The sequence below is a fragment of the Tatumella sp. JGM130 genome (assembly GCF_018257525.1).
In the GTDB taxonomy this organism is placed as follows: Bacteria; Pseudomonadota; Gammaproteobacteria; order Enterobacterales; family Enterobacteriaceae; genus Tatumella; species Tatumella punctata.
Genome location: NZ_JAERJS010000010.1, coordinates 26454 through 45006, shown reverse-complemented (window position 1 = coordinate 45006; position 18553 = coordinate 26454). Strand labels below are relative to the sequence as shown.

Here is an 18553-nt window from a genome sequence, read left to right as displayed (position 1 = left end):
GTAAGTTAAAAACAGGTATAAAAAAGGCCGGAGAACCGGCCTTAAGATCGTTACTTGCGATTAGGACGAATTTGTGGCGCTGCTTTATCCAGAACACCATTTACAAATTTGTGGCTGTCTTCCGCACCGAACACTTTCGCCAGTTCAATAGCCTCATTGATAGCAACTTTATAAGGCACATCCGAGCGTTTGCTTAACTCATAGAGCGCGATACGCAGGGCCGCTTTTTCCACCTGCCCCAGTTCGTCAAGACGACGGGACAGGTAAGGTTTCATCAAATCATCAAGATAGGCGCTGTTGGTCGCGACACCTGCCAGTAATTCACGGAAGTAGTTAACATCAACATCTTTGACGTCCTGTTCCGCCAGAAACTGGTATTCCACATCGGCAATGTCATTGTTGGATAACTGCCAGGAGTACAGTGCCTGAAGGGCACACTCCCTGGCACGGCGGCGAGCAGCAGGTTTCACAAAATTCCCCTTAAAATCAGGCGTTAATAGCTTTTAATACATTAATCATTTCAAGTGCGGTCAGTGCCGCTTCGGCACCTTTATTACCCGCTTTAGTACCAGCACGCTCAATAGCCTGCTCGATATTTTCGGTTGTTAATACTCCGAATGCCACCGGAATATCACTGTTCATTGCCACACTGGCGATACCTGAACTGGCTTCACCGGCGACAAATTCAAAGTGAGCCGTACCACCACGGATTACCGTTCCCAGTGCGATCACCGCATCATATTTGCCGGTTTTACTCAGCGCACGGGCTGCCAGTGGTAATTCATAAGCGCCCGGAACCCAGACCACAGTAATGTTATCAGCCTTCACCTGACCAATACGTTTCAGCGCATCAATCGCACCTTCCAGCAGGCTGTCATTAATAAAGTTATTAAAACGGGCAATCACAATGGCAATATTTGCGTCGGGTGTTGCTACTGCAGCTTCAATAATTTTCATAGGTTTCCTTTCAGGTATTAGTTGGGTCGCCCGGCAAGGGGGGCGAATTTTAGCATACTCTTTAGCGCTCTGCTCTCGCTTTTGCGCAAACTCTTAATCAGGACGTAAAATAACCCGCAAATCAGGGCCAATACGGCGCACATCTTCAAAACGGAAGGCCGGCGCATCCTTTAACGCGGTCATGCCGGGTAAAGCACACAGGCCTCTGGCCTCATTCCCCAACAGCTTCGGGGCAAGATAAACAATCACTTCATCTACCAGCCCGGCACGCAGCAATGCTCCGGCCAGGGTCGGCCCGGCTTCAGTCCAGACACTGTTTATCTGTTGTTGTCCCAGCAGCATCATCATTGCTACCAGGTCGGTGCCCCCCTGGTGCTGAGGCACAACAAACTGTCGCACGTCCTCAGGCCATTCTCCGGCAGGTTGTGAGCGCATCAGCCAGCTTTCCCCCGGCTGAGAAAATACCTGTAATGCCGGAGATAACTGCTGCTGACGGTCAATAATCACCCGGACTGGCTGACGAATATCCCGGCTATCGCCCATCAGAGCCAGACTGTCACTGTCCAGTTGCTGAGCCCGGACGGTCAGTGCCGGGTCATCGGCAATCACTGTGGCACTGGTGCTGAGGATCGCATGGCTGGCAGCACGGAAACGCTGTACATCACGGCGGGATTCCGCAGACGTAATCCACTGGCTTTCGCCACTGGCCATCGCCGTGCGTCCGTCCAGAGAGGCGCCTAATTTCAGTTGCAGCCAGGGAAAACCGGTACGCATCCGTTTCAGAAAGCCGCGATTAATGTCCTCTGCCGCCTGTGACATGACGCCATGGCGGACCTCAACCCCCGCCTGCTGTAAGCGGTACAACCCACGGCCAGCGACCTGAGGATTCGGATCCTGCATAGCGGCAACGACCCGCGAGACCCCGGCAGCAATCAGGGCATCACAGCACGGCGGCGTACGGCCAAAATGGCTGCAGGGCTCCAGGGTCACATAGGCGGTTGCCCCTTTTGCCTGTTCGCCGGCGGCACGCAGAGCGTGCACTTCCGCATGAGGACCACCGGCACGCTGGTGCCAGCCCTCTCCCACGACCTTACCTTCACGGACAATCACACAACCTACATTCGGGTTAGGTGCGGTGGTGAAACGTCCCCGGCTGGCCAGCTCAAGGGCCCGGGCCATATATTTTTCATCAGACATGCTGTCAGTCCTGTAGTCTGGCAATCTCTTCACCAAATTCACGAATATCTTCAAAACTGCGATATACAGAAGCAAAACGAATATACGCGACTTTATCCAGCATTTTTAATTCATCCATGACCAGGTTACCCAGCATCTTACTGGGTACCTCACGTTCGCCGGTTGCCCGTAAATGAGCTTTGATCCGGTGAACTGCACTGTCCAAATCATCAGCACTGACCGGCCGTTTTTCCAGCGCCTTCATCATGCCGCGCAACAGTTTTTCTTCATCAAAAGGTTCGCGGACATCATCACTTTTTACAATTCTGGGCATCACCAGTTCAGCCACTTCAAAAGTGGTAAAACGTTCGTGACAAACCAGACACTGGCGGCGACGCCGGACAGATGATCCTTCGCTGACCAGACGTGAGTCTATAACTTTGGTGTCCACTGCGGCACAAAACGGACAATGCATGGCATATTCCCGGAGACTGATATTGAATAGCGCTAGTGTAACGCGAAGTCAGGGTTAACTAAATGTATTCAGCGACTGTAATATTGTTTTTGGCTAATCATCTTATTGTTACTTATAACCATAAGTCGCTATGCTTAACGAGTAGCAGCCCGATTTTACAGACCGTGAAACCTGAGGATGAATGATGGGATTATTTAGTTTTGTTAAAGAAGCAGGCGAGAAACTATGGGATGCAGTCTCTGCAGATGCAGGGACTAAAATCCAGGATCACCTGACTAAACTGGGAATACCGGACAGCGACAAAGTAAAAGTGACCGTAAACGACGGCACAGCCACTGTTTCCGGCGACGGCCTGAGCCAGGAGCTGAAAGAAAAAATTCTGGTTGCGGTGGGTAATGTTGCGGGTATCACCCATGTTGATGACAAAATCAGCAGCAGCGATACGGAAACTGCACCGGAGTTTTATACGGTCAAATCCGGCGATACTCTGAGTGCAATTGCCAGGCACTGTTACGGGGATGCCGGTAAATATAACAAAATCTTTGACGCGAATAAGCCAATGCTCTCCAGCCCGGACAAAATCTACCCCGGCCAGGCACTGCGTATTCCCCGCGATTAACCCCGGATGATGAAAAAAACGCTACCGGGTGTAGTGATGTCCTCACTTCTGCTGGCCGGATGCAGTCATAACGTCCGTCCGGCAGAGACGCTGGGCACAACGGTCGGACAGCTTAACCAGTCCCTGAGCCATTTGTCTGAGCAATCAGCAGCCCTGGCCTTTCAGCACCGGCTGAATGCACAATCGACCCACGGAGCCTGGCTGTTACCGGCCGCCGGCAGCCCGGTAGTGCTGGAAGCTGACAGGGCGAGGTTGTTACTGCAACTGACGTCTGACAGTGACAGCAGCCAGCCGGTGCTGCAGGTGAAAAATAGCGGAACGCAGGTATTACCGCCCTTTCAGCTCAGCGCAATCGTGTCGGTAGTCTCTTCGGCACAGGACTACCGCACCCCACAGCCACAGAAACAGGCACCGCAGGAATTGTACCAGCCGGAAAGGCTGCCTCCCGACAGTGAAGTCCGTTTTACTCTGCACGGGGTAGCACTCCGGTCACAGCAATCTCTGCTGGTCAATGTGCATCAGTTCCGGCCCGATTATCCGCCGGCCCGCTGATTAAAAAAAGCCGCCCGCACAGACTACTGCCAATCATTCAACTATCGGTTAAAAAATCCACTGACTGGTATAAAAGGGTTCCATGTTTATCATGGAGCCCTTTTTAAATGGAACTGACATTCCGCCATCCGGGAATGCTGAAACTGCCGCCGGGACGTCAGCCGGAGTAATCCGCGCCCCCCTTTAAAAACAATGCGGGGTGATTTTTTATCTTTATCCGGCATCAAATCCTTCGTGAAATAAATACATATTCAATGACGGAATAAACCAAATAGCTCATAAAAACAAATCAGCAAAATCAAAAAAACCTCTAAAGCAAAAAAACACATAACAATAGAAAAATAGGTTATTTAGCAGTGGATTGCGGCAGGTTTTTAATACTGATAATTTAAAAAAGGAAAATAAATAATGAAATAATTAATGGTATGGTTATGTCTTTAGTCAGCAAGAAAAAACAGTTAGGCTTTCTTACCCGTCTGCTGGATGATACTTCTGCACAGCAACGTTATCTGATTGCACTGCAACAAATTATACTCGCGGAAAAGCTGGGATACGATAATGCCTGGATAGCACAGCACCATTTTGACCGTGAAGAAGGTGGTTTACCGTCACCGTTTGTCCTGCTTTCAGCCGCTGGTCAGGTCACAAATAACATTACTCTCGGTACCGCAGTAATTACCCTGTCCTTTGAAAACCCTCTGCGGGTGATTGAAGACGCTACCGTACTCAATTTACTGCATAACCAGCGTCTGGAGCTGGGCCTGGGTAGCGGAGCCACCGATGCCACGTTTAACGGTTTCGGTTTACAGGCCGCGAATCGCCGGAAAATCTTTGGTGATAACTTTGCCCGGTTTCAGGAAATTCTGCGTAATAAACAGCAACTCTATCCGGCACCGGAAAATTTGCAGCAGAAAACCTGGCTGGCAACGTTTTCTGAGCAAGGCGCTGCTCAGGCAGGAGCCGCGGGATATGGTCTGATGCTATCCCGGACCCAGCCACGTGTGGCCGGAGGAGAGATGTCGTTACTGGCTATCCAGCATCGGATTATTGACAGCTATCTGGCTGCATTACCCGCAGGGACGGAACCGCGAATTATGGTGTCCCGCACCGTACTGGTCGTCGATGAGCACAGTCAGGGCCAGCAATGGCTGGAAAGATTTATCAAAAAATTCGAAGAGAAATATACCGATCCGGCCAGCCAGGATTACTGTGCCCTGAATGAATTTTCCACCATTAAAGATGCTTATTACGGTACCCCGGACCAGGTAGGTCGTTTACTGGCGGAAGACAGTGTGCTGGAGCGTGCGACTCATATCGCCTTCCAGTCACACACTATTGAGCCTGATTACCGATTAAGTAACCGTTCACTGGAACTACTGATCGACGTGGTGGCAAAAGATCTTGGCTGGAGAGACGAATAATGTCGCAGGAAACAATTTTTTCTGCCCGTAACCTTACGAAAAAAATAGCTAATAAAGAGATTCTCAGTCAGGTATCACTGGAAGCAAAGCGGGGAGAAATAATCACACTGATTGGCCCGAGTGGTTCGGGGAAAACAACTCTCCTAAGAACACTTAACTTATTATCACCGGCCGATAGCGGGATCCTTGAAATATCAGGAACTACTATTGACTTTGAGGTTAAAAATAAAAAACAGGAAGGACAGATCCGGAAGAAAACGGGTATGGTCTTTCAAAACTATAACTTATTTAATAATCTAACCGCTTTGAAAAATATTACCGAAGGTATTATTTACGGCAAGAAAATTGCAGCACGCAAGGCACAAGAAATTGCGGTTAATTATTTAAAAGAAGTGGGGCTGACTGACAAAGCCGACGAATACCCTCGAAATTTATCCGGTGGCCAGAAACAGCGGGTAGGTATCGCCAGAGCACTGGCTTTGCAACCAGAAATCTTACTGCTTGATGAACCCACATCGGCGCTGGATCCTGAAAATATTGGTGGTGTTTTACAGCTTATCCGCAAGATTGCCGCTGCGGGTCAGACCATGATCATCTCGACTCATGAATTTTCCTTTGCCGAAAAAGTCTCCGGTAAGGTGGTGTTTATGGAAAACGGGAAAATTATTGAATCTGACACGCCGCAGGTGATTTTTCATGGGGCGAAAAATCAACGTACCCGTAACTTTGTTGATAAAGTAACGCATTACTAATATGGAAATCTTCAGCGAAGTTTTTATTAAATTATTGCTCGGGTTGGGAACCACGCTGGAAATTATCCTGTTTTCGGTGCTGACTGGTTTTGTGACTGGACTGCTGCTGCTGGCGCTGAGGTCATGCGGTGTGGCGGGCAGAACTCTGTATGGCCTGTATACCGGAGTGATGAGAGCTTCGCCTATCCCGATCGTTATCCTGCTGTTTTATTTTGGCGGCAAATTCCTGTTGCAGAAAGCCGGCGCTGACATCACTGCTGTCCGTGATATCTGGTATGCCATCGGGGCAATTGCGGCGATTGCCGGGGCTTATTTTTCTGAAATTATCCGCTCGGGAATTCGGTCGGTTGATAGCGGGCAGGCAGAAGCTATTACTGCCAGTAATATTCCGCCACTGACCGGGTTTCTTAGAATCATTTTACCGCAGGCTTGTGTAATTTCGGTGGCAAGCTTTGCCAATCTTTTGATTACCATTGTAAAAATGACTTCCGTGGTGAATCTGGTGGGGATTAATGATGTGTTCGGTCTGGCGAAGCGAATTTCTAATGCCAGTTATGGAATGCTACAAATTCAGTCATTTATAAGCACGCTACTGATTTACTGGTTACTCAGTATGATCATTGCTGGTCTGCTGAAGATTCTGGAAAATAAATACCAGATCATTACGGGTAAATAGTATGAATATGTCATTTTTATTCAGCGCCACGCCATTTATCCTTAGCGGATTAGGCGAAACGCTGCAAATTATTCTGTTATCATTATTATTCTCACTGATTGCCGGCGGAGTGGTTTGCCTTATAAGTCTGAAGGTAAAACACCGTATCTGGCAGAATATTATTTTCCTTTACCTGTCACTGACCCGTTCCATCCCGGTTATTGTTCTGATGTATATGGTATTTTATACCCTGCCTTATCTGCTGGTTGCGGTATTTAACCTGATGGGTATTCACGGAGTATCTGCCTGGAAACTGAAATTACCCGCGGATGTGGCGGCAATTGCTTCACTGGTATTTGTATACTCTGGTTATTTTTCTGAGTTTTTTCGTTCTGCCTGGTTTTCAGTAGACAGCGGGCAATCAGAAGCTGCCAGAACCGTTAATCTTCCCCAGTTCAGCAGTTTTCGGCGAATTATTTTTCCACAAATGATGGCCACGAATAGTCCGGAATTTTGTAACGTTATAATGGATTTGATTAAAGACTCGGCATTAGCTTCCACCATCGGGGTCATTGATGTGGTTGCTAAATCGAATATCATTTCAGCCCGGACATTTAATTATGTCGGCTCCTACCTGATTGTTTATATTGTGTTTGTTGTCCTGGGTTTGTTTTTTTCAAACGCTATCGATCTTATTATTAAAAAAACACTGGCAAAATATTAAAAGGAATACTCATGTCATTTAAAAAGTCACTTGCAAGCGCTCTGATAGTTTCAGGGCTGGCATTATCATCGTTTTACTCTTTTGCTCAGGCAGCTACGCAACAGATAAATGTCGCTATGGATAGCAATAACTATCCATTCTCTTATGTGGATGAGAACGGAGTCATTTCAGGTTATGATGGTGATCTGCTGAAAATTATTCAGAAGAAATTGCCGGAATATAAATTCACCTACAGCACCGTGTCTCAGGATGCTATTCTGACCGGACTCAAAACGGGCGCTTACGATCTTTCATCAAACCATTTTTATCTGAATAAAGATCGTGCAAAAAGTTTTGATTATTCACATCAGCCTACCGGCATCAGTGATTTAAGGCTGATTGTAAGAAAAGATGATAACAGTATCAACTCGCTGGACGATATTGCCAAAAAGCATAAAAAACTAAACCCGATTAATGTTAATGATGCCCGTTATACTGTCATTGAGCAGTACAACCGTGCGCATCCGGCAACCCCGATTACGCTGACACCTTCAGGTGAAGAATCCGCTTTAGATATGTTCCGCTCGGTCGATTCAGGTGAATATGACGCTGCTGTCTATCCTATCGGTGGCTACCTGTCACTGATCAGGAAAGTACCTTTAAATATCAAAGCTTCAGCCAGTGTCGGTCTGTTTCCGACCATTGTTCTGTACAAAAAAGGGGAAGACCCGGTACTGATCAGTAAGATTGATAATATCCTCCGGTCGCTAAAACAAGATGGTACGCTGGCGAAATTGTCTGAGAAGTGGTATCAGGAAAATGTGTATTCTTTGCCAGGTGCGGATAAGGTGGTCGTGAAAAACGATCTTTAGAGTCTGTCAGTCATTCTTTAAAAAAACGATCAGGGCACCGTCAGTGCCCTGTTTATCACTATTCACATCACTGTTTACTGTGGGTTACCGAAACCGGCGGATCCTCACTCTCTGATTCAGTCTTATACAGAAACTCCGTTACTGATTTATTAACCTGCTCATCAGTTCAGCCAGCACAGACCCATGCCGATCGTTTAACGAGCGGTTAAACGATCCACTGTCTGGTATAAAAGGGTTTCATGTTTAGTCAGCGTTGGCACAGCAGACAGAGTCTGGTAACCGGTGAACGCAGCGAAGTAAATTACCGGAAATGGCCAGATAAAAACTGTCAGGGGGACTGTCTGGCCTGCCAACTGAGTATCAGCAGAGTGATATTACGGCTGTTTCATCGGGGTGTTCCGGAGCATCTGAAACACATGTACCGCCATCCGGGAATGCTGAAACTGCCGCCGGGACGTCAGCCGGAACACGAACAGGCAACCCGGGGGGCCCCCTTTAAAAACAATGCTGGTCACCTTAAGTGACCCGCATCAGGCTGCCTGTTTTATCAGAACCGCTGGAAACCGCGACTAAGGAAGCAGCGATTTCTGATCAGCACCTTCTTTTTCGACCTTCTGCACCAGCATATGTTCACGTTTCATGCCCAGCTTCAGCGCCAGCGCGGAAGCCACATAAATAGAGGACACAGTACCGATAGTAATACCAATCAGCATGGTCAGAGAGAAGCCTCTCAGCAACTCACCACCAAACAGGAACAACATCAGAACAACCACCAGGGTGGTCGCCGACGTCATAATGGTACGACTCAGGGTCTGGGTGAGTGATACGTTGACGATATCGTAAGGCGTTCCGCGACGGATTTTACGGAAGTTCTCACGGATACGGTCCGATACCACAATACTGTCATTCAGAGAGTAACCGATCACCGACATCAGAGACGCGATAATCGTCAGGTCAATCTCAATATGGAACAGAGACAGTATCCCCATAGTAATGATGACATCATGGGCAAGGGCCAGTACCGCCCCCAGCGCCAGACGCCATTCAAAACGGAAACCGACATACACCAGGATACAAATCAGTGCCACCAGCAGCGCCATTGCCCCGGCCTGCGCCAGGTCACTGCCGACACTCGGACCGACAAACTCAATCCGTTTGACCACCGCCGTCTGATGGGTTGCCTGATTAATCACAGACACCACTTTATTGCCTAATTCCTGGCCGGAATTACCGGCGTTTGGCGATAACCGCACCAGGACATCACGGCTGCTGCCAAAGTTCTGGACCTGGGGCTCCATAAAGCCGGCGTGTTGCAACGCCTGGCGCATAGTATCCAGTTCACCGGGGTTTTCGAGAGTGATCTCAATAACAGTACCACCGGTGAAGTCCAGACCCCAGTTAAAGCCACGGACGCCCATAACAATCACAGAAGCTACCAGCAGTAACCCGGAAATGGCGAAGGCCAGATAATCCCAGCGCATGAAGTCATACACTTTACGGCCATAATTTAGTTGCTCAACATCATATTGCTGTGCCATTACCCACTCCTAAATTGACAGCTTATTGATACGTTTGCCGCCATACAGCAGGTTCACGATAGCACGTGTGCCCACAATCGCTGTAAACATGGAGGTCGCCACACCAATGGCCGTCGTAATCGCAAATCCTTTGATTGATCCGGTACCGACAGCATACAGGATAATCGCGGTGATCAGGGTTGTGACATTGGCATCAACGATACTGGAGAACGCACCACGGTATCCCTCATGAATCGCCTGCTGAACACTGCGGCCATTTCTGAGTTCTTCTTTGATACGTTCATTAATCAATACGTTAGCATCTACTGCCACCGCAAGGGTCAGTACAATCCCTGCAATACCCGGCATAGTGAGTGTCGCACCCGGCAGCAGGGACATGATACCGACAATCAGTATCAGGTTTACAATTAACGCCGAGGTAGCAATAACACCGAATTTTTTGTAGTAGATAACCATAAACAGAATGGATGCAATCAGTCCCCACAGGCAGGCATGCAGACCCTGGTTGATATTCTGTTGTCCCATCGTCGGGCCAATGGTCCTTTCTTCAACAATCTGAATCGGTGCAATCAGCGCACCGGCACGCAACAGTAAAGATAACTGGCGGGCTTCGTTCGGATTATTGATACCGGTGATACGGAAGCTGTTTCCAAGACGTGACTGAATATTCGCCACGTTAATCACTTCTTCTTCTTTCTCCAGAATCGCACGGCCTTTGGCATCTTTCTTACCACTGTCTTTATACTGCACAAACAGGGTCGCCATCGGTTTGCCGATATTATCTTTGGTATAATCAGACATCATGTTTCCACCGGCACTGTCGAGGGAAATATTTACCTGAGGCTGATTGTACTCATCCATGCTGGAGGTAGAGTCAGTGATATGGTCACCGGTCAGAATCACTCGTTTGTACAGCACAACCGGCTGGCCATCACGGGTCATTTTCACTTCTGAGTCGCCGGGAATACGTCCCTGCGCCGCAGAAGCCGCATCGACACTGGTATTGACCGGACGGAATTCCAGGGTAGCAGTCGCACCAAGAATTTCTTTAGCACGGGCCGTATCCTGAATACCCGGCAGTTCGACCACAATCCGATCAGAACCCTGACGCTGAACCAGAGGTTCGGCAACACCCAGTTGGTTCACACGGTTACGCAAAATATTAATATTTTGCTGTACCGCATACTCACGGGCTTCGCTCAGCCGGGCATCGGTCATCACGGCACTTAAACCAGTGCTGCCGTTGCTCTTAATCACTAAGTCATTGTGGCGCGGACTCAGATAACTGATGGCACGGTCACGGTCAGCCTGATTAGCAAAACTGATAGTGACACCATAGTTATCGGCTTTACCAATGGTGGTATAAGGGATTTTCTGGTCACGCAACTCGCTGCGCAGGCTGTCTGAGTTCTGTTCCTGCAGCTTGCCCAGTGCAGTATCCATATCAACTTCCATCAGGAAGTGAACACCGCCCCGTAAATCCAGCCCCAGTTTCATCGGTTCGGCAGACAGCATGGCTAACCATGGCGGTGTCGCCGGAGCCAGGTTCAGGGCGACAACATAGTTTTCGCCTAATCCGCTGACCAGTGCTTCACGGGCACGTAACTGGATATCAGTATTAGAGAAACGGGCAAGAATGGCACCATTCTCCAGGGCAATGGATTTGCTCTGGATCTTGTCCTGGCGGAGAATATTCTGGATCTGATCCAACGTTTGCTCACTGGCGGCGGCACCCCGCGCACCAGTGATTTGCACGGCCGGATCCTCTCCATACAGGTTGGGAAGTGCATATACCAGACCGACGATAAGGATCACGATCAGCATGATGTACTTCCACAAAGGATAACGGTTTAACACGGCAATTCCCTTAGGGGAGAAAAAATTACAGCGCCTTCATTGTGCCTTTCGGCAGAACGGCAGCTACGAAATCACGTTTGATCACGACTTCAGTCGTATCGTTAAGCGCAATAACCACATATCCGGTATCAGAAACTTTACTGACACGGCCGACCAGTCCGCCGTTAGTCAGTACTTCATCGCCTTTAGCAATCGAGTCCATCAGTTTTTTATGATCTTTAGAACGTTTTTGCTGTGGGCGTAAAATCATAAAGTAAAAAATCAATCCGAAAACCACCAGCATGATCACCAGAGAATACGGACTTCCCTGAGACGGAGCACCGGCAGCAGCAACTGCGTCAGAAATGAAAAAACTCATTAAATTTCCCTCATTGGATTTATAGTCAAACGTTCAGGGCCGGGACGTCTTTGCCGGTCCTTTGGTAAAAGTCAGCCACAAAGTGCTCTAATTTACCGTCTTCAATAGCTTTACGTAAACCCGCCATCAGACGCTGATAGTAACGCAAATTGTGAATAGTATTCAGTCTTGCGCCTAAAATTTCATTACAACGGTCCAGGTGATGCAAATATGCACGGCTGTAATGACGACAGGTATAACAGTCACATTCGGCATCCAGCGGCGAAGTATCGTCTTTATGCTTCGCATTACGAATTTTGACAATCCCGTCGGTAACGAACAGATGGCCGTTACGGGCATTACGCGTTGGCATCACACAGTCGAACATATCCACACCACGGCGCACACCTTCCACCAGGTCTTCCGGTTTACCCACCCCCATCAGATAGCGGGGTTTGTCTTCCGGAATCTGCGGACAGACATGTTCAAGGATGCGGTGCATGTCTTCTTTCGGCTCACCGACAGCCAAACCGCCCACAGCGTACCCATCAAATCCTATATCTACCAGCCCTTTAACAGAGACATCTCGTAAATCTTCGTAAACACCGCCCTGGATAATACCGAACAATGCATTTTTGTTACCCAGTGCATCGAAACGGTCACGGCTGCGTTTCGCCCAGCGCAGAGACATCTCCATAGAGCGTTTTGCATAGTCGTGATCCGCCGGGTAAGGGGTGCACTCATCAAAAATCATCACGATATCAGAACCGAGATCATGCTGAATTTCCATGGATTTTTCCGGGTCGAGGAAAATCTTATCGCCGTTAATCGGGTTACGGAAATGCACACCTGCTTCGGTGATTTTACGAATATCCCCGAGACTGAAGACCTGGAAGCCGCCGGAATCAGTCAGAATCGGCCCCTGCCACTGCATAAAATCATGCAGATCACCGTGCAGCTTCATAACTTCCTGACCCGGACGCAGCCACAGATGAAAAGTATTGCCCAGAATAATCTGTGCACCCGTATCTCTGACTTCTTCCGGAGTCATCCCTTTGACCGTGCCGTAAGTCCCGACCGGCATAAACGCCGGCGTTTCCACCACACCACGATCGAATACTAACCGGCCGCGACGGGCACGGCCTTCGGTGTTCATTAATTCAAACTTCACACAACCTCCACCAGAGAAACAGTCTGATGTTAATAATTAAACATCCGGATAACGGCTGACACCTGGCCAGCCGCAGGTTTACTCCCCGACCTGCTGCTCAGCAGCGGCCGGGTTTTTAGTAATAAACATCGCATCGCCATAGCTGAAAAAGCGATATTGCTGCTCTACGGCCTGACGATAGGCCTCCATTGTCTGGTGGTACCCGGCAAACGCCGATACCAGCATAATCAGGGTTGATTCAGGCAGATGGAAGTTAGTGATCAGAGCATCAATCACCTGATACTGATATCCCGGATAGATGAAAATTTGCGTGTCATCAAAAAACGGGGCAATTAATGCCTGTTCAGCCGCGCGGGCAGCACTTTCCAGAGAACGTACCGAGGTGGTGCCGACCGCAACCACTTTATTACCCCGGGCTTTACAGGCCAGAACAGCATCAACCACATCCTGAGGCACTTCTGCATACTCAGAATGCATTTTATGATCTTCAATGGTATCTACCCTGACCGGCTGGAAGGTCCCCGCCCCGACATGCAGGGTAACAAAGGCCATTTCCACGCCCTTCTGACGCAGGGCCTGTAACAACGGCTCATCAAAGTGCAGCCCTGCGGTCGGCGCCGCAACCGCTCCCGGCCGGGCACTATACACGGTCTGATACAACTCCCGGTCAGACTCTTCGTCTGGCCGATCGATATACGGCGGCAGGGGCATATGACCGACCTGGTTAAGAATATCCAGCACTGCCCGGTCATCCCTGAAAGCGATTTCAAATAGCGTATCGTGCCGGGCGACCATAGTCGCGCTGATACTTTCATCATCCCCCAGCAGTAATTCACTGCCGGGTTTAGGCGCTTTTGAGGCACGGACATGGGCCAGCACACGGTGATCATCCAGCATACGCTCAACCAGTACTTCAATTTTACCGCCACTGGCTTTACGACCAAATACCCTCGCAGGGATCACGCGGGTATTATTGAAAACCAGTAAGTCACCGGCGTTCAGCTTGTCCAGGACATCGGTAAAAACCCCGTGAGTCACCTCTCCGCCGGGACCGTCAAGGGATAGCAGACGGCAACCACTCCGGTTGGGCTGGGGATAATGAGCAATTAATGACTCTGGCAGGTCAAAATTAAAATCAGCTACGCGCATGGCGGAATATTCCGGGCAAAAAAACAGGCGACATAGTGTAGCGGAAAAGCAGCCATTACTGAACCACTGGCTGTGACGCTAAAGATTTGCCTATAATAGCCTATGAATTTTCTAGCGCACCTGCACCTTGCCACCCTCTCAGAAAGCTCTCTGTTAGGGAATCTGATGGCTGATTTTGTCCGTGGCGACCCCTCGCAGCAGTGGGATGTTCCGGTGGCTGATGGTATTCGTTTGCACCGCCGGCTCGACAGCATGACCGACCAGTTGCCGGAAGTGCGTGCCGCCCGCCAGCTATTCCGTCAGGAAACCCGCCGCGTATCGCCCGTCACTCTGGACGTTATCTGGGATCATTTCCTCGCCCGCGACTGGAACCTTTATTGTCCGGACATCGCGCTGGGCGATTTTTGTGATCAGGCGGAACAACAAATCCGGCCGTTTTTAACCCGTACCCCGGCAGAATTTCGCGCCCTGAATCAGTGGATGTGGCCTGAACGGTGGCTGGAAAAATATGCCCGTAAAGAGCGGCTGGAAGTCGTGTTACAAGGAATGGCCAAAAGACGACCTAAACTGGAAAAGTTACGCCACTCTTATCAGGATTTTACCGACAACTACGCCGCCCTCGATCAGCTTTTTTCTGAGTTTTATCCCGGACTTATGCAATTGGCTAGCGAAAAAAGGCTGTAAAAGCCTGCGCTGGCTGTCATACTCTTGTCTGCAAGTAACAGGATAATTTTTGCGAGAGCTGGCTGCTCTGCTACGCCAGTTTTTTTAACCCCTAAGCGATTGGAGTGATTATGGTACTGGTTACCCGTCAGGCCCCTGACTTTACGGCTGCTGCCGTACTGGGCAATGGTGAAATTGTTGAAAATTTCAACTTTAAAAAACACACTGCAGGTAAACCTGTGGTGCTGTTCTTCTGGCCAATGGACTTCACCTTTGTCTGTCCTTCCGAATTGATCGCGTTCGACAAACGTTATGCTGAGTTCCAGAAACGTGGTGTGGAAGTGGTTGGTGTTTCCTTCGACTCTGAATTTGTGCATAACGCATGGCGTAACACCCCTATCAACGATGGCGGTATCGGCCCGGTAAAATATGCCATGGTTGCGGACATCAAACGTGAAATCCAGCAGGCTTACGGCATCGAACATCCGGATGCAGGTGTTGCACTGCGTGGTTCATTCCTGATCGACAAAGACGGTGTAGTTCGCCATCAGGTAGTTAACGATCTGCCATTAGGCCGTAACGTCGACGAAATGCTGCGTATGGTTGATGCGCTGCAATTCCACGAAGAGCATGGCGAAGTATGTCCTGCACAGTGGGAAAAAGGCCAGGAAGGTATGGGCGCATCCCCGGAAGGCGTCGCTAAATATCTGACAGCCAACGCCGGTAAACTGTAATACCGCTGGCTGATAACCCGCTCCGGCGGGTTATTTTTTATCTGTTCCTTCCCCCGTCATCCTCTGCCCCTCCCCCCCCAACTGAGAGTAAAGAAATGTATTCCCCGCCGATATCGGGTTTTGTTATTCGCACTCTGTCGCCGGAGGCTTTAAGCTTACCCTGATGAGATAACATAAACACAGGGAGACTTATGCAACAACAAATTACCGACTGGCTTCTGGCGTTAGGACTGACGCACTACACCAATACATTCGCGGTGGTTGCAGTCATAGTGGCGATTATTTTTATTTCACTGATTATTCATCTGATACTGCACAAATGCCTGCTGCCGGTATTTAAATACCGGGCAGAAAAAAGCCCCCACCAGTGGCCAAAGGCTCTGTTACGTAACCAGTTATTTCACCGTGTCGCCTGGATGATACAAGGAATATTATTCCAGTTGCTGACTCAAATCATGCTCGACAATAATACGGCCGTGTTCAATACCCTGATGACCGTCGGGGAACTCTGGACCATTCTGTTTGCCATGCTGATTGGGTTTTCGCTGCTGGATTTTATTCAGCACGTTTCTGCCAACAGTATGCTGGCACGCCAGCTGCCATTGCGGGGAATTCTGCAAAGCGTCAAACTGGTGACTGCTATCCTGATAAGTATTCTGATGATTTCGGTACTGCTGGGTAAATCACCGGGGGTCTTGCTGACAGGGCTGGGTGCCATGACCGCCGTATTAATGCTGGTCTTTAAAGATCCGATCCTCGGACTGGTGGCCGGCATCCAGCTGGCAGCAAACGATATGCTGAAACTGAATGACTGGCTGGACATGCCTAAATATGGTGCGGACGGTGCAGTAATCGATATCAATCTGACCACCGTTAAAGTCCGTAACTGGGATAATACGATTGTCACTATTCCGGCCTATGCCCTGATCTCTGACTCTTTTAAAAACTGGCGAGGAATGTCTGAGTCCGGCGGGCGGCGGATAAAACGCAGCATTAATATTGATACGACCAGTATCCACTTTTTGTCCGCGCAGGAAGCTGATCAGCTCAGTAAAGCCCGGCTGCTGGTGCCTTATCTGGACAAAATGCGGGAAGAAGTGTCTGAATGGAATGCCGAAAATGCCAAAGACAGCCAGTCTCCGCTCAATTACCGGGCACTGACCAATGTGGGAACGTTCAGGATCTGGCTGGAGAACTGGCTGCGTATCCACCCTAAAATCCATCAGGGGATGACGCTGATGGTTCGTCAGCTGGCACCGACTGAAAACGGCTTGCCGATCGAAATTTACGCGTTTACCAATACCACCGTCTGGACTGAATACGAACAAATTCAGAGTGATATTTTTGACTATATCTACGCGGCACTGCCGGTGTTTGGCCTGCGGGTACATCAAAGCCCTACCGGCAGCGATGTGCGCTCATTGGGCAGCCAGCTGGCTGCTGTCGTGACCGCAGAAACCGCTGCACATCGCCAGGACATATCATCCTGACAGACCGGCAGACCGGCCCGCGGGGAAGCGGGCCGGTCCTGTGATTATGCCTGTTCTGCTCCTGCGGTCCCTTTTTTCACAAAACGATAGCCCAGCAGCAATAAAACCACCCAGCCAGCCCCGACATACAATGACAACCGTGTGTCCGGGAAGTAGCCAATCATTGCAATGATAAACGTCAGAAACAGGATCCCCAGTACTGACATCAGCGGACCACCGGGTAACGGGAAGCGCAGTTTTGCGGCACCCTGGTGACCTATTTTTTTGCGGAAACCAATCTGTGATAACAGGATCATGATCCATACCCAGACAGTGGCGAACGTTGCCAGTGAAGCAATCACCAGGAAGACTTTTTCCGGCATCAGATAATTAAGCAGTACCGCGATTAACAGTGCTACCATCATCACAACCACAGTCAGCCAGGGCGTTCCGCGTTTGGAAACTGACAGGAAGACTTTAGGCGCATCACCGTGTTCGGCCATACCGTGCAGCATTCGGCCAACACCGAAAATATCACTGTTAATCGCCGATAAAGAGGCGGTAATCACCACAAAATTAAGTAATGATGCGGCAGCAGCAATGCCTAAATGCTGAAATGTCAATACAAACGGGCTGCCGTTAGTCCCGACCTGATCCCACGGATAAATTGACATAATCACGAACAGTGTGCCGACATAGAACACCAGAATACGCCAGGGTACCGAGTTGATCGCTTGCGGAATCGACTTCTCCGGTTTATCTGCTTCACCTGCGGTAATACCGATAATCTCTATCCCGCCGTAGGCAAACATCACCATCTGCAATGACAGCAGCATACCGGTAACGCCGTGGGCAAAAAATCCGCCATGGCTCCACAGGTTACTGATACCGGTCGGCTGTCCGCCGTTACCAATCCCCCAGACAATCATGCCGAGACCGGCAAGGATCATGATAATAATGGTGGCGACTTTAAAAAACGAGAACCAGAATTCGACTTCGCCGAACACCTTCACGCTCATAATATTAATCGCCCCGATAATCAGCACCACACTCAGTACCCAAATCCAGTGCGGTACCTCAGGGAACCATACGCCCATATACACCCCGAATGCGGTGACATCGGCTATCGCGACAATCAGGATTTCAAAACAATAGGTCCAGCCAGTGATATACCCGGCCATAGGGCCAAGATAATCACGGGCATAGCGGGAGAAAGAACCGGCGTTCGGATTATTCACCGACATTTCACCCAGTGCCCGCATAATAAGATAGGCTACCGCGCCGCCAATCACATAGGCCAGCAAGACACTCGGCCCCGCCATTCTGATCGCATCCGCTGAGCCATAAAATAATCCGGTTCCGATGGCCGAGCCTAACGCCATAAAACGAATGTGTCTGGTGGTCAGCCCGCGGCTGAGCTTATTTTTATTTTGCATAACAACCCGTACCTGTA

At 49.5% G+C, this 18553-nt stretch carries 20 protein-coding genes; 10 read left to right on the top strand and 10 right to left on the bottom strand.

Features of this window, described 5'->3' with window-relative positions; all coding sequences use genetic code 11:
• Positions 1-50: 50 nt before the first annotated feature.
• The 4 genes from nusB to nrdR form a co-directional block, all read right to left on the bottom strand.
• Positions 51-470, bottom strand: coding sequence for a transcription antitermination factor NusB (gene nusB, locus JK211_RS06785; RefSeq protein WP_212707920.1), 420 nt, complete (start codon positions 468-470; stop codon positions 51-53).
• Positions 471-486: 16 nt separating this feature from the next.
• Positions 487-957, bottom strand: a complete 471-nt coding sequence (gene ribE / locus JK211_RS06780; RefSeq protein ID WP_212707919.1) for a 6,7-dimethyl-8-ribityllumazine synthase — start codon at positions 955-957, stop codon at positions 487-489.
• 93 nt (positions 958-1050) lie between these two features.
• Positions 1051-2154 carry a bifunctional diaminohydroxyphosphoribosylaminopyrimidine deaminase/5-amino-6-(5-phosphoribosylamino)uracil reductase RibD gene (gene ribD / locus JK211_RS06775; protein ID WP_212707918.1) on the bottom strand — a complete coding sequence of 368 codons (1104 nt, stop codon included), beginning with the start codon at positions 2152-2154 and terminating at the stop codon, positions 1051-1053.
• 4 nt (positions 2155-2158) lie between these two features.
• Positions 2159-2608, bottom strand: a complete 450-nt coding sequence (gene nrdR / locus JK211_RS06770; protein WP_212707917.1) for a transcriptional regulator NrdR — start codon at positions 2606-2608, stop codon at positions 2159-2161.
• A gap of 184 nt (positions 2609-2792) precedes the next feature.
• Between nrdR and lysM the strand changes: the two genes are divergently transcribed.
• The 7 genes from lysM (at position 2793) to JK211_RS06735 (ending at position 8182) form a co-directional block, all read left to right on the top strand.
• Positions 2793-3227, top strand: a complete 435-nt coding sequence (gene lysM / locus JK211_RS06765; protein WP_212707971.1) for a peptidoglycan-binding protein LysM — start codon at positions 2793-2795, stop codon at positions 3225-3227.
• Between the two features lie 36 nt (positions 3228-3263).
• The gene (locus JK211_RS06760) at positions 3264-3779 is read left to right on the top strand and encodes a DUF3251 domain-containing protein (protein WP_212707916.1); all 516 of its coding nucleotides are present in this window, start codon (positions 3264-3266) and stop codon (positions 3777-3779) included.
• A 431-nt stretch (positions 3780-4210) separates the two neighbouring features.
• Positions 4211-5200 (top strand): LLM class flavin-dependent oxidoreductase, encoded by a 990-nt coding sequence (locus JK211_RS06755; RefSeq protein ID WP_212707915.1) that lies wholly within the window; start codon positions 4211-4213, stop codon positions 5198-5200.
• The gene (locus JK211_RS06750) at positions 5200-5952 is read left to right on the top strand and encodes an amino acid ABC transporter ATP-binding protein (protein ID WP_212707914.1); all 753 of its coding nucleotides are present in this window, start codon (positions 5200-5202) and stop codon (positions 5950-5952) included. The genes JK211_RS06755 and JK211_RS06750 overlap by 1 nt, the downstream gene beginning before the upstream one ends.
• A gap of 1 nt (position 5953) precedes the next feature.
• Positions 5954-6628, top strand: coding sequence for an ABC transporter permease subunit (locus tag JK211_RS06745; RefSeq protein WP_212707913.1), 675 nt, complete (start codon positions 5954-5956; stop codon positions 6626-6628).
• Position 6629: 1 nt separating this feature from the next.
• Positions 6630-7331 carry an ABC transporter permease subunit gene (locus JK211_RS06740; RefSeq protein ID WP_212707912.1) on the top strand — a complete coding sequence of 234 codons (702 nt, stop codon included), beginning with the start codon at positions 6630-6632 and terminating at the stop codon, positions 7329-7331.
• Positions 7332-7342: 11 nt separating this feature from the next.
• On the top strand, positions 7343-8182 hold the full coding sequence (locus tag JK211_RS06735; protein ID WP_212707911.1) for a transporter substrate-binding domain-containing protein: 840 nt from the start codon (positions 7343-7345) through the stop codon (positions 8180-8182).
• Between the two features lie 569 nt (positions 8183-8751).
• On the opposite strand, the gene secF is transcribed toward JK211_RS06735, so the two are convergent.
• The 5 genes from secF to queA all read right to left on the bottom strand — a co-directional run bounded on the left by secF (position 8752) and on the right by queA (position 14234).
• Complete coding sequence (gene secF, locus JK211_RS06730) at positions 8752-9720, bottom strand: protein translocase subunit SecF (RefSeq protein WP_212707910.1); 969 nt, start codon at positions 9718-9720, stop codon at positions 8752-8754.
• Between the two features lie 9 nt (positions 9721-9729).
• Positions 9730-11577, bottom strand: coding sequence for a protein translocase subunit SecD (secD, locus tag JK211_RS06725; RefSeq protein ID WP_212707909.1), 1848 nt, complete (start codon positions 11575-11577; stop codon positions 9730-9732).
• A 25-nt stretch (positions 11578-11602) separates the two neighbouring features.
• Positions 11603-11935: a preprotein translocase subunit YajC gene (gene yajC / locus JK211_RS06720; protein WP_212707908.1), complete on the bottom strand. Its 333-nt coding sequence runs from the start codon at positions 11933-11935 to the stop codon at positions 11603-11605.
• Between the two features lie 25 nt (positions 11936-11960).
• Complete coding sequence (tgt, locus tag JK211_RS06715) at positions 11961-13085, bottom strand: tRNA guanosine(34) transglycosylase Tgt (RefSeq protein ID WP_212707907.1); 1125 nt, start codon at positions 13083-13085, stop codon at positions 11961-11963.
• Between the two features lie 78 nt (positions 13086-13163).
• Positions 13164-14234: a tRNA preQ1(34) S-adenosylmethionine ribosyltransferase-isomerase QueA gene (queA, locus tag JK211_RS06710; protein WP_212707906.1), complete on the bottom strand. Its 1071-nt coding sequence runs from the start codon at positions 14232-14234 to the stop codon at positions 13164-13166.
• 102 nt (positions 14235-14336) lie between these two features.
• Here queA and JK211_RS06705 point away from each other — a divergent pair, with 102 nt between their 5' ends.
• From JK211_RS06705 to JK211_RS06695, 3 genes are all read left to right on the top strand, one after another.
• A complete protein-coding gene (locus tag JK211_RS06705; RefSeq protein WP_212707905.1) occupies positions 14337-14918 on the top strand; it encodes an ACP phosphodiesterase in 582 nt (193 codons plus the stop codon).
• 110 nt (positions 14919-15028) lie between these two features.
• On the top strand, positions 15029-15631 hold the full coding sequence (locus JK211_RS06700) for a peroxiredoxin C (RefSeq protein WP_212707904.1): 603 nt from the start codon (positions 15029-15031) through the stop codon (positions 15629-15631).
• Between the two features lie 191 nt (positions 15632-15822).
• Positions 15823-17121, top strand: a complete 1299-nt coding sequence (locus tag JK211_RS06695) for a mechanosensitive ion channel family protein (RefSeq protein ID WP_212707903.1) — start codon at positions 15823-15825, stop codon at positions 17119-17121.
• Positions 17122-17165: 44 nt separating this feature from the next.
• On the opposite strand, the gene proY is transcribed toward JK211_RS06695, so the two are convergent.
• Positions 17166-18536 (bottom strand): proline-specific permease ProY, encoded by a 1371-nt coding sequence (gene proY, locus JK211_RS06690; protein ID WP_212707902.1) that lies wholly within the window; start codon positions 18534-18536, stop codon positions 17166-17168.
• Positions 18537-18553 lie beyond the last annotated feature (17 nt).

Excerpts from the sequence above, each read along its gene's own strand:
- JK211_RS06740 (WP_212707912.1), top strand. The coding sequence starts at position 6,630 with ATGAATATGTCATTTTTATTCAGCGCCACGCCATTTATCCTTAGCGGA.
- lysM (WP_212707971.1), top strand. The coding sequence starts at position 2,793 with ATGGGATTATTTAGTTTTGTTAAAGAAGCAGGCGAGAAACTATGGGAT.
- JK211_RS06700 (WP_212707904.1), top strand. The coding sequence starts at position 15,029 with ATGGTACTGGTTACCCGTCAGGCCCCTGACTTTACGGCTGCTGCCGTA.
- ribD (WP_212707918.1), bottom strand. The coding sequence starts at position 2,154 with ATGTCTGATGAAAAATATATGGCCCGGGCCCTTGAGCTGGCCAGCCGG.
- nrdR (WP_212707917.1), bottom strand. The coding sequence starts at position 2,608 with ATGCATTGTCCGTTTTGTGCCGCAGTGGACACCAAAGTTATAGACTCA.
- JK211_RS06755 (WP_212707915.1), top strand. The coding sequence starts at position 4,211 with ATGTCTTTAGTCAGCAAGAAAAAACAGTTAGGCTTTCTTACCCGTCTG.
- queA (WP_212707906.1), bottom strand. The coding sequence starts at position 14,234 with ATGCGCGTAGCTGATTTTAATTTTGACCTGCCAGAGTCATTAATTGCT.
- secF (WP_212707910.1), bottom strand. The coding sequence starts at position 9,720 with ATGGCACAGCAATATGATGTTGAGCAACTAAATTATGGCCGTAAAGTG.
- proY (WP_212707902.1), bottom strand. The coding sequence starts at position 18,536 with ATGCAAAATAAAAATAAGCTCAGCCGCGGGCTGACCACCAGACACATT.
- JK211_RS06705 (WP_212707905.1), top strand. The coding sequence starts at position 14,337 with ATGAATTTTCTAGCGCACCTGCACCTTGCCACCCTCTCAGAAAGCTCT.
- ribE (WP_212707919.1), bottom strand. The coding sequence starts at position 957 with ATGAAAATTATTGAAGCTGCAGTAGCAACACCCGACGCAAATATTGCC.
- JK211_RS06695 (WP_212707903.1), top strand. The coding sequence starts at position 15,823 with ATGCAACAACAAATTACCGACTGGCTTCTGGCGTTAGGACTGACGCAC.
- JK211_RS06745 (WP_212707913.1), top strand. The coding sequence starts at position 5,954 with ATGGAAATCTTCAGCGAAGTTTTTATTAAATTATTGCTCGGGTTGGGA.
- JK211_RS06735 (WP_212707911.1), top strand. The coding sequence starts at position 7,343 with ATGTCATTTAAAAAGTCACTTGCAAGCGCTCTGATAGTTTCAGGGCTG.
- JK211_RS06760 (WP_212707916.1), top strand. The coding sequence starts at position 3,264 with ATGTCCTCACTTCTGCTGGCCGGATGCAGTCATAACGTCCGTCCGGCA.
- yajC (WP_212707908.1), bottom strand. The coding sequence starts at position 11,935 with ATGAGTTTTTTCATTTCTGACGCAGTTGCTGCTGCCGGTGCTCCGTCT.
- JK211_RS06750 (WP_212707914.1), top strand. The coding sequence starts at position 5,200 with ATGTCGCAGGAAACAATTTTTTCTGCCCGTAACCTTACGAAAAAAATA.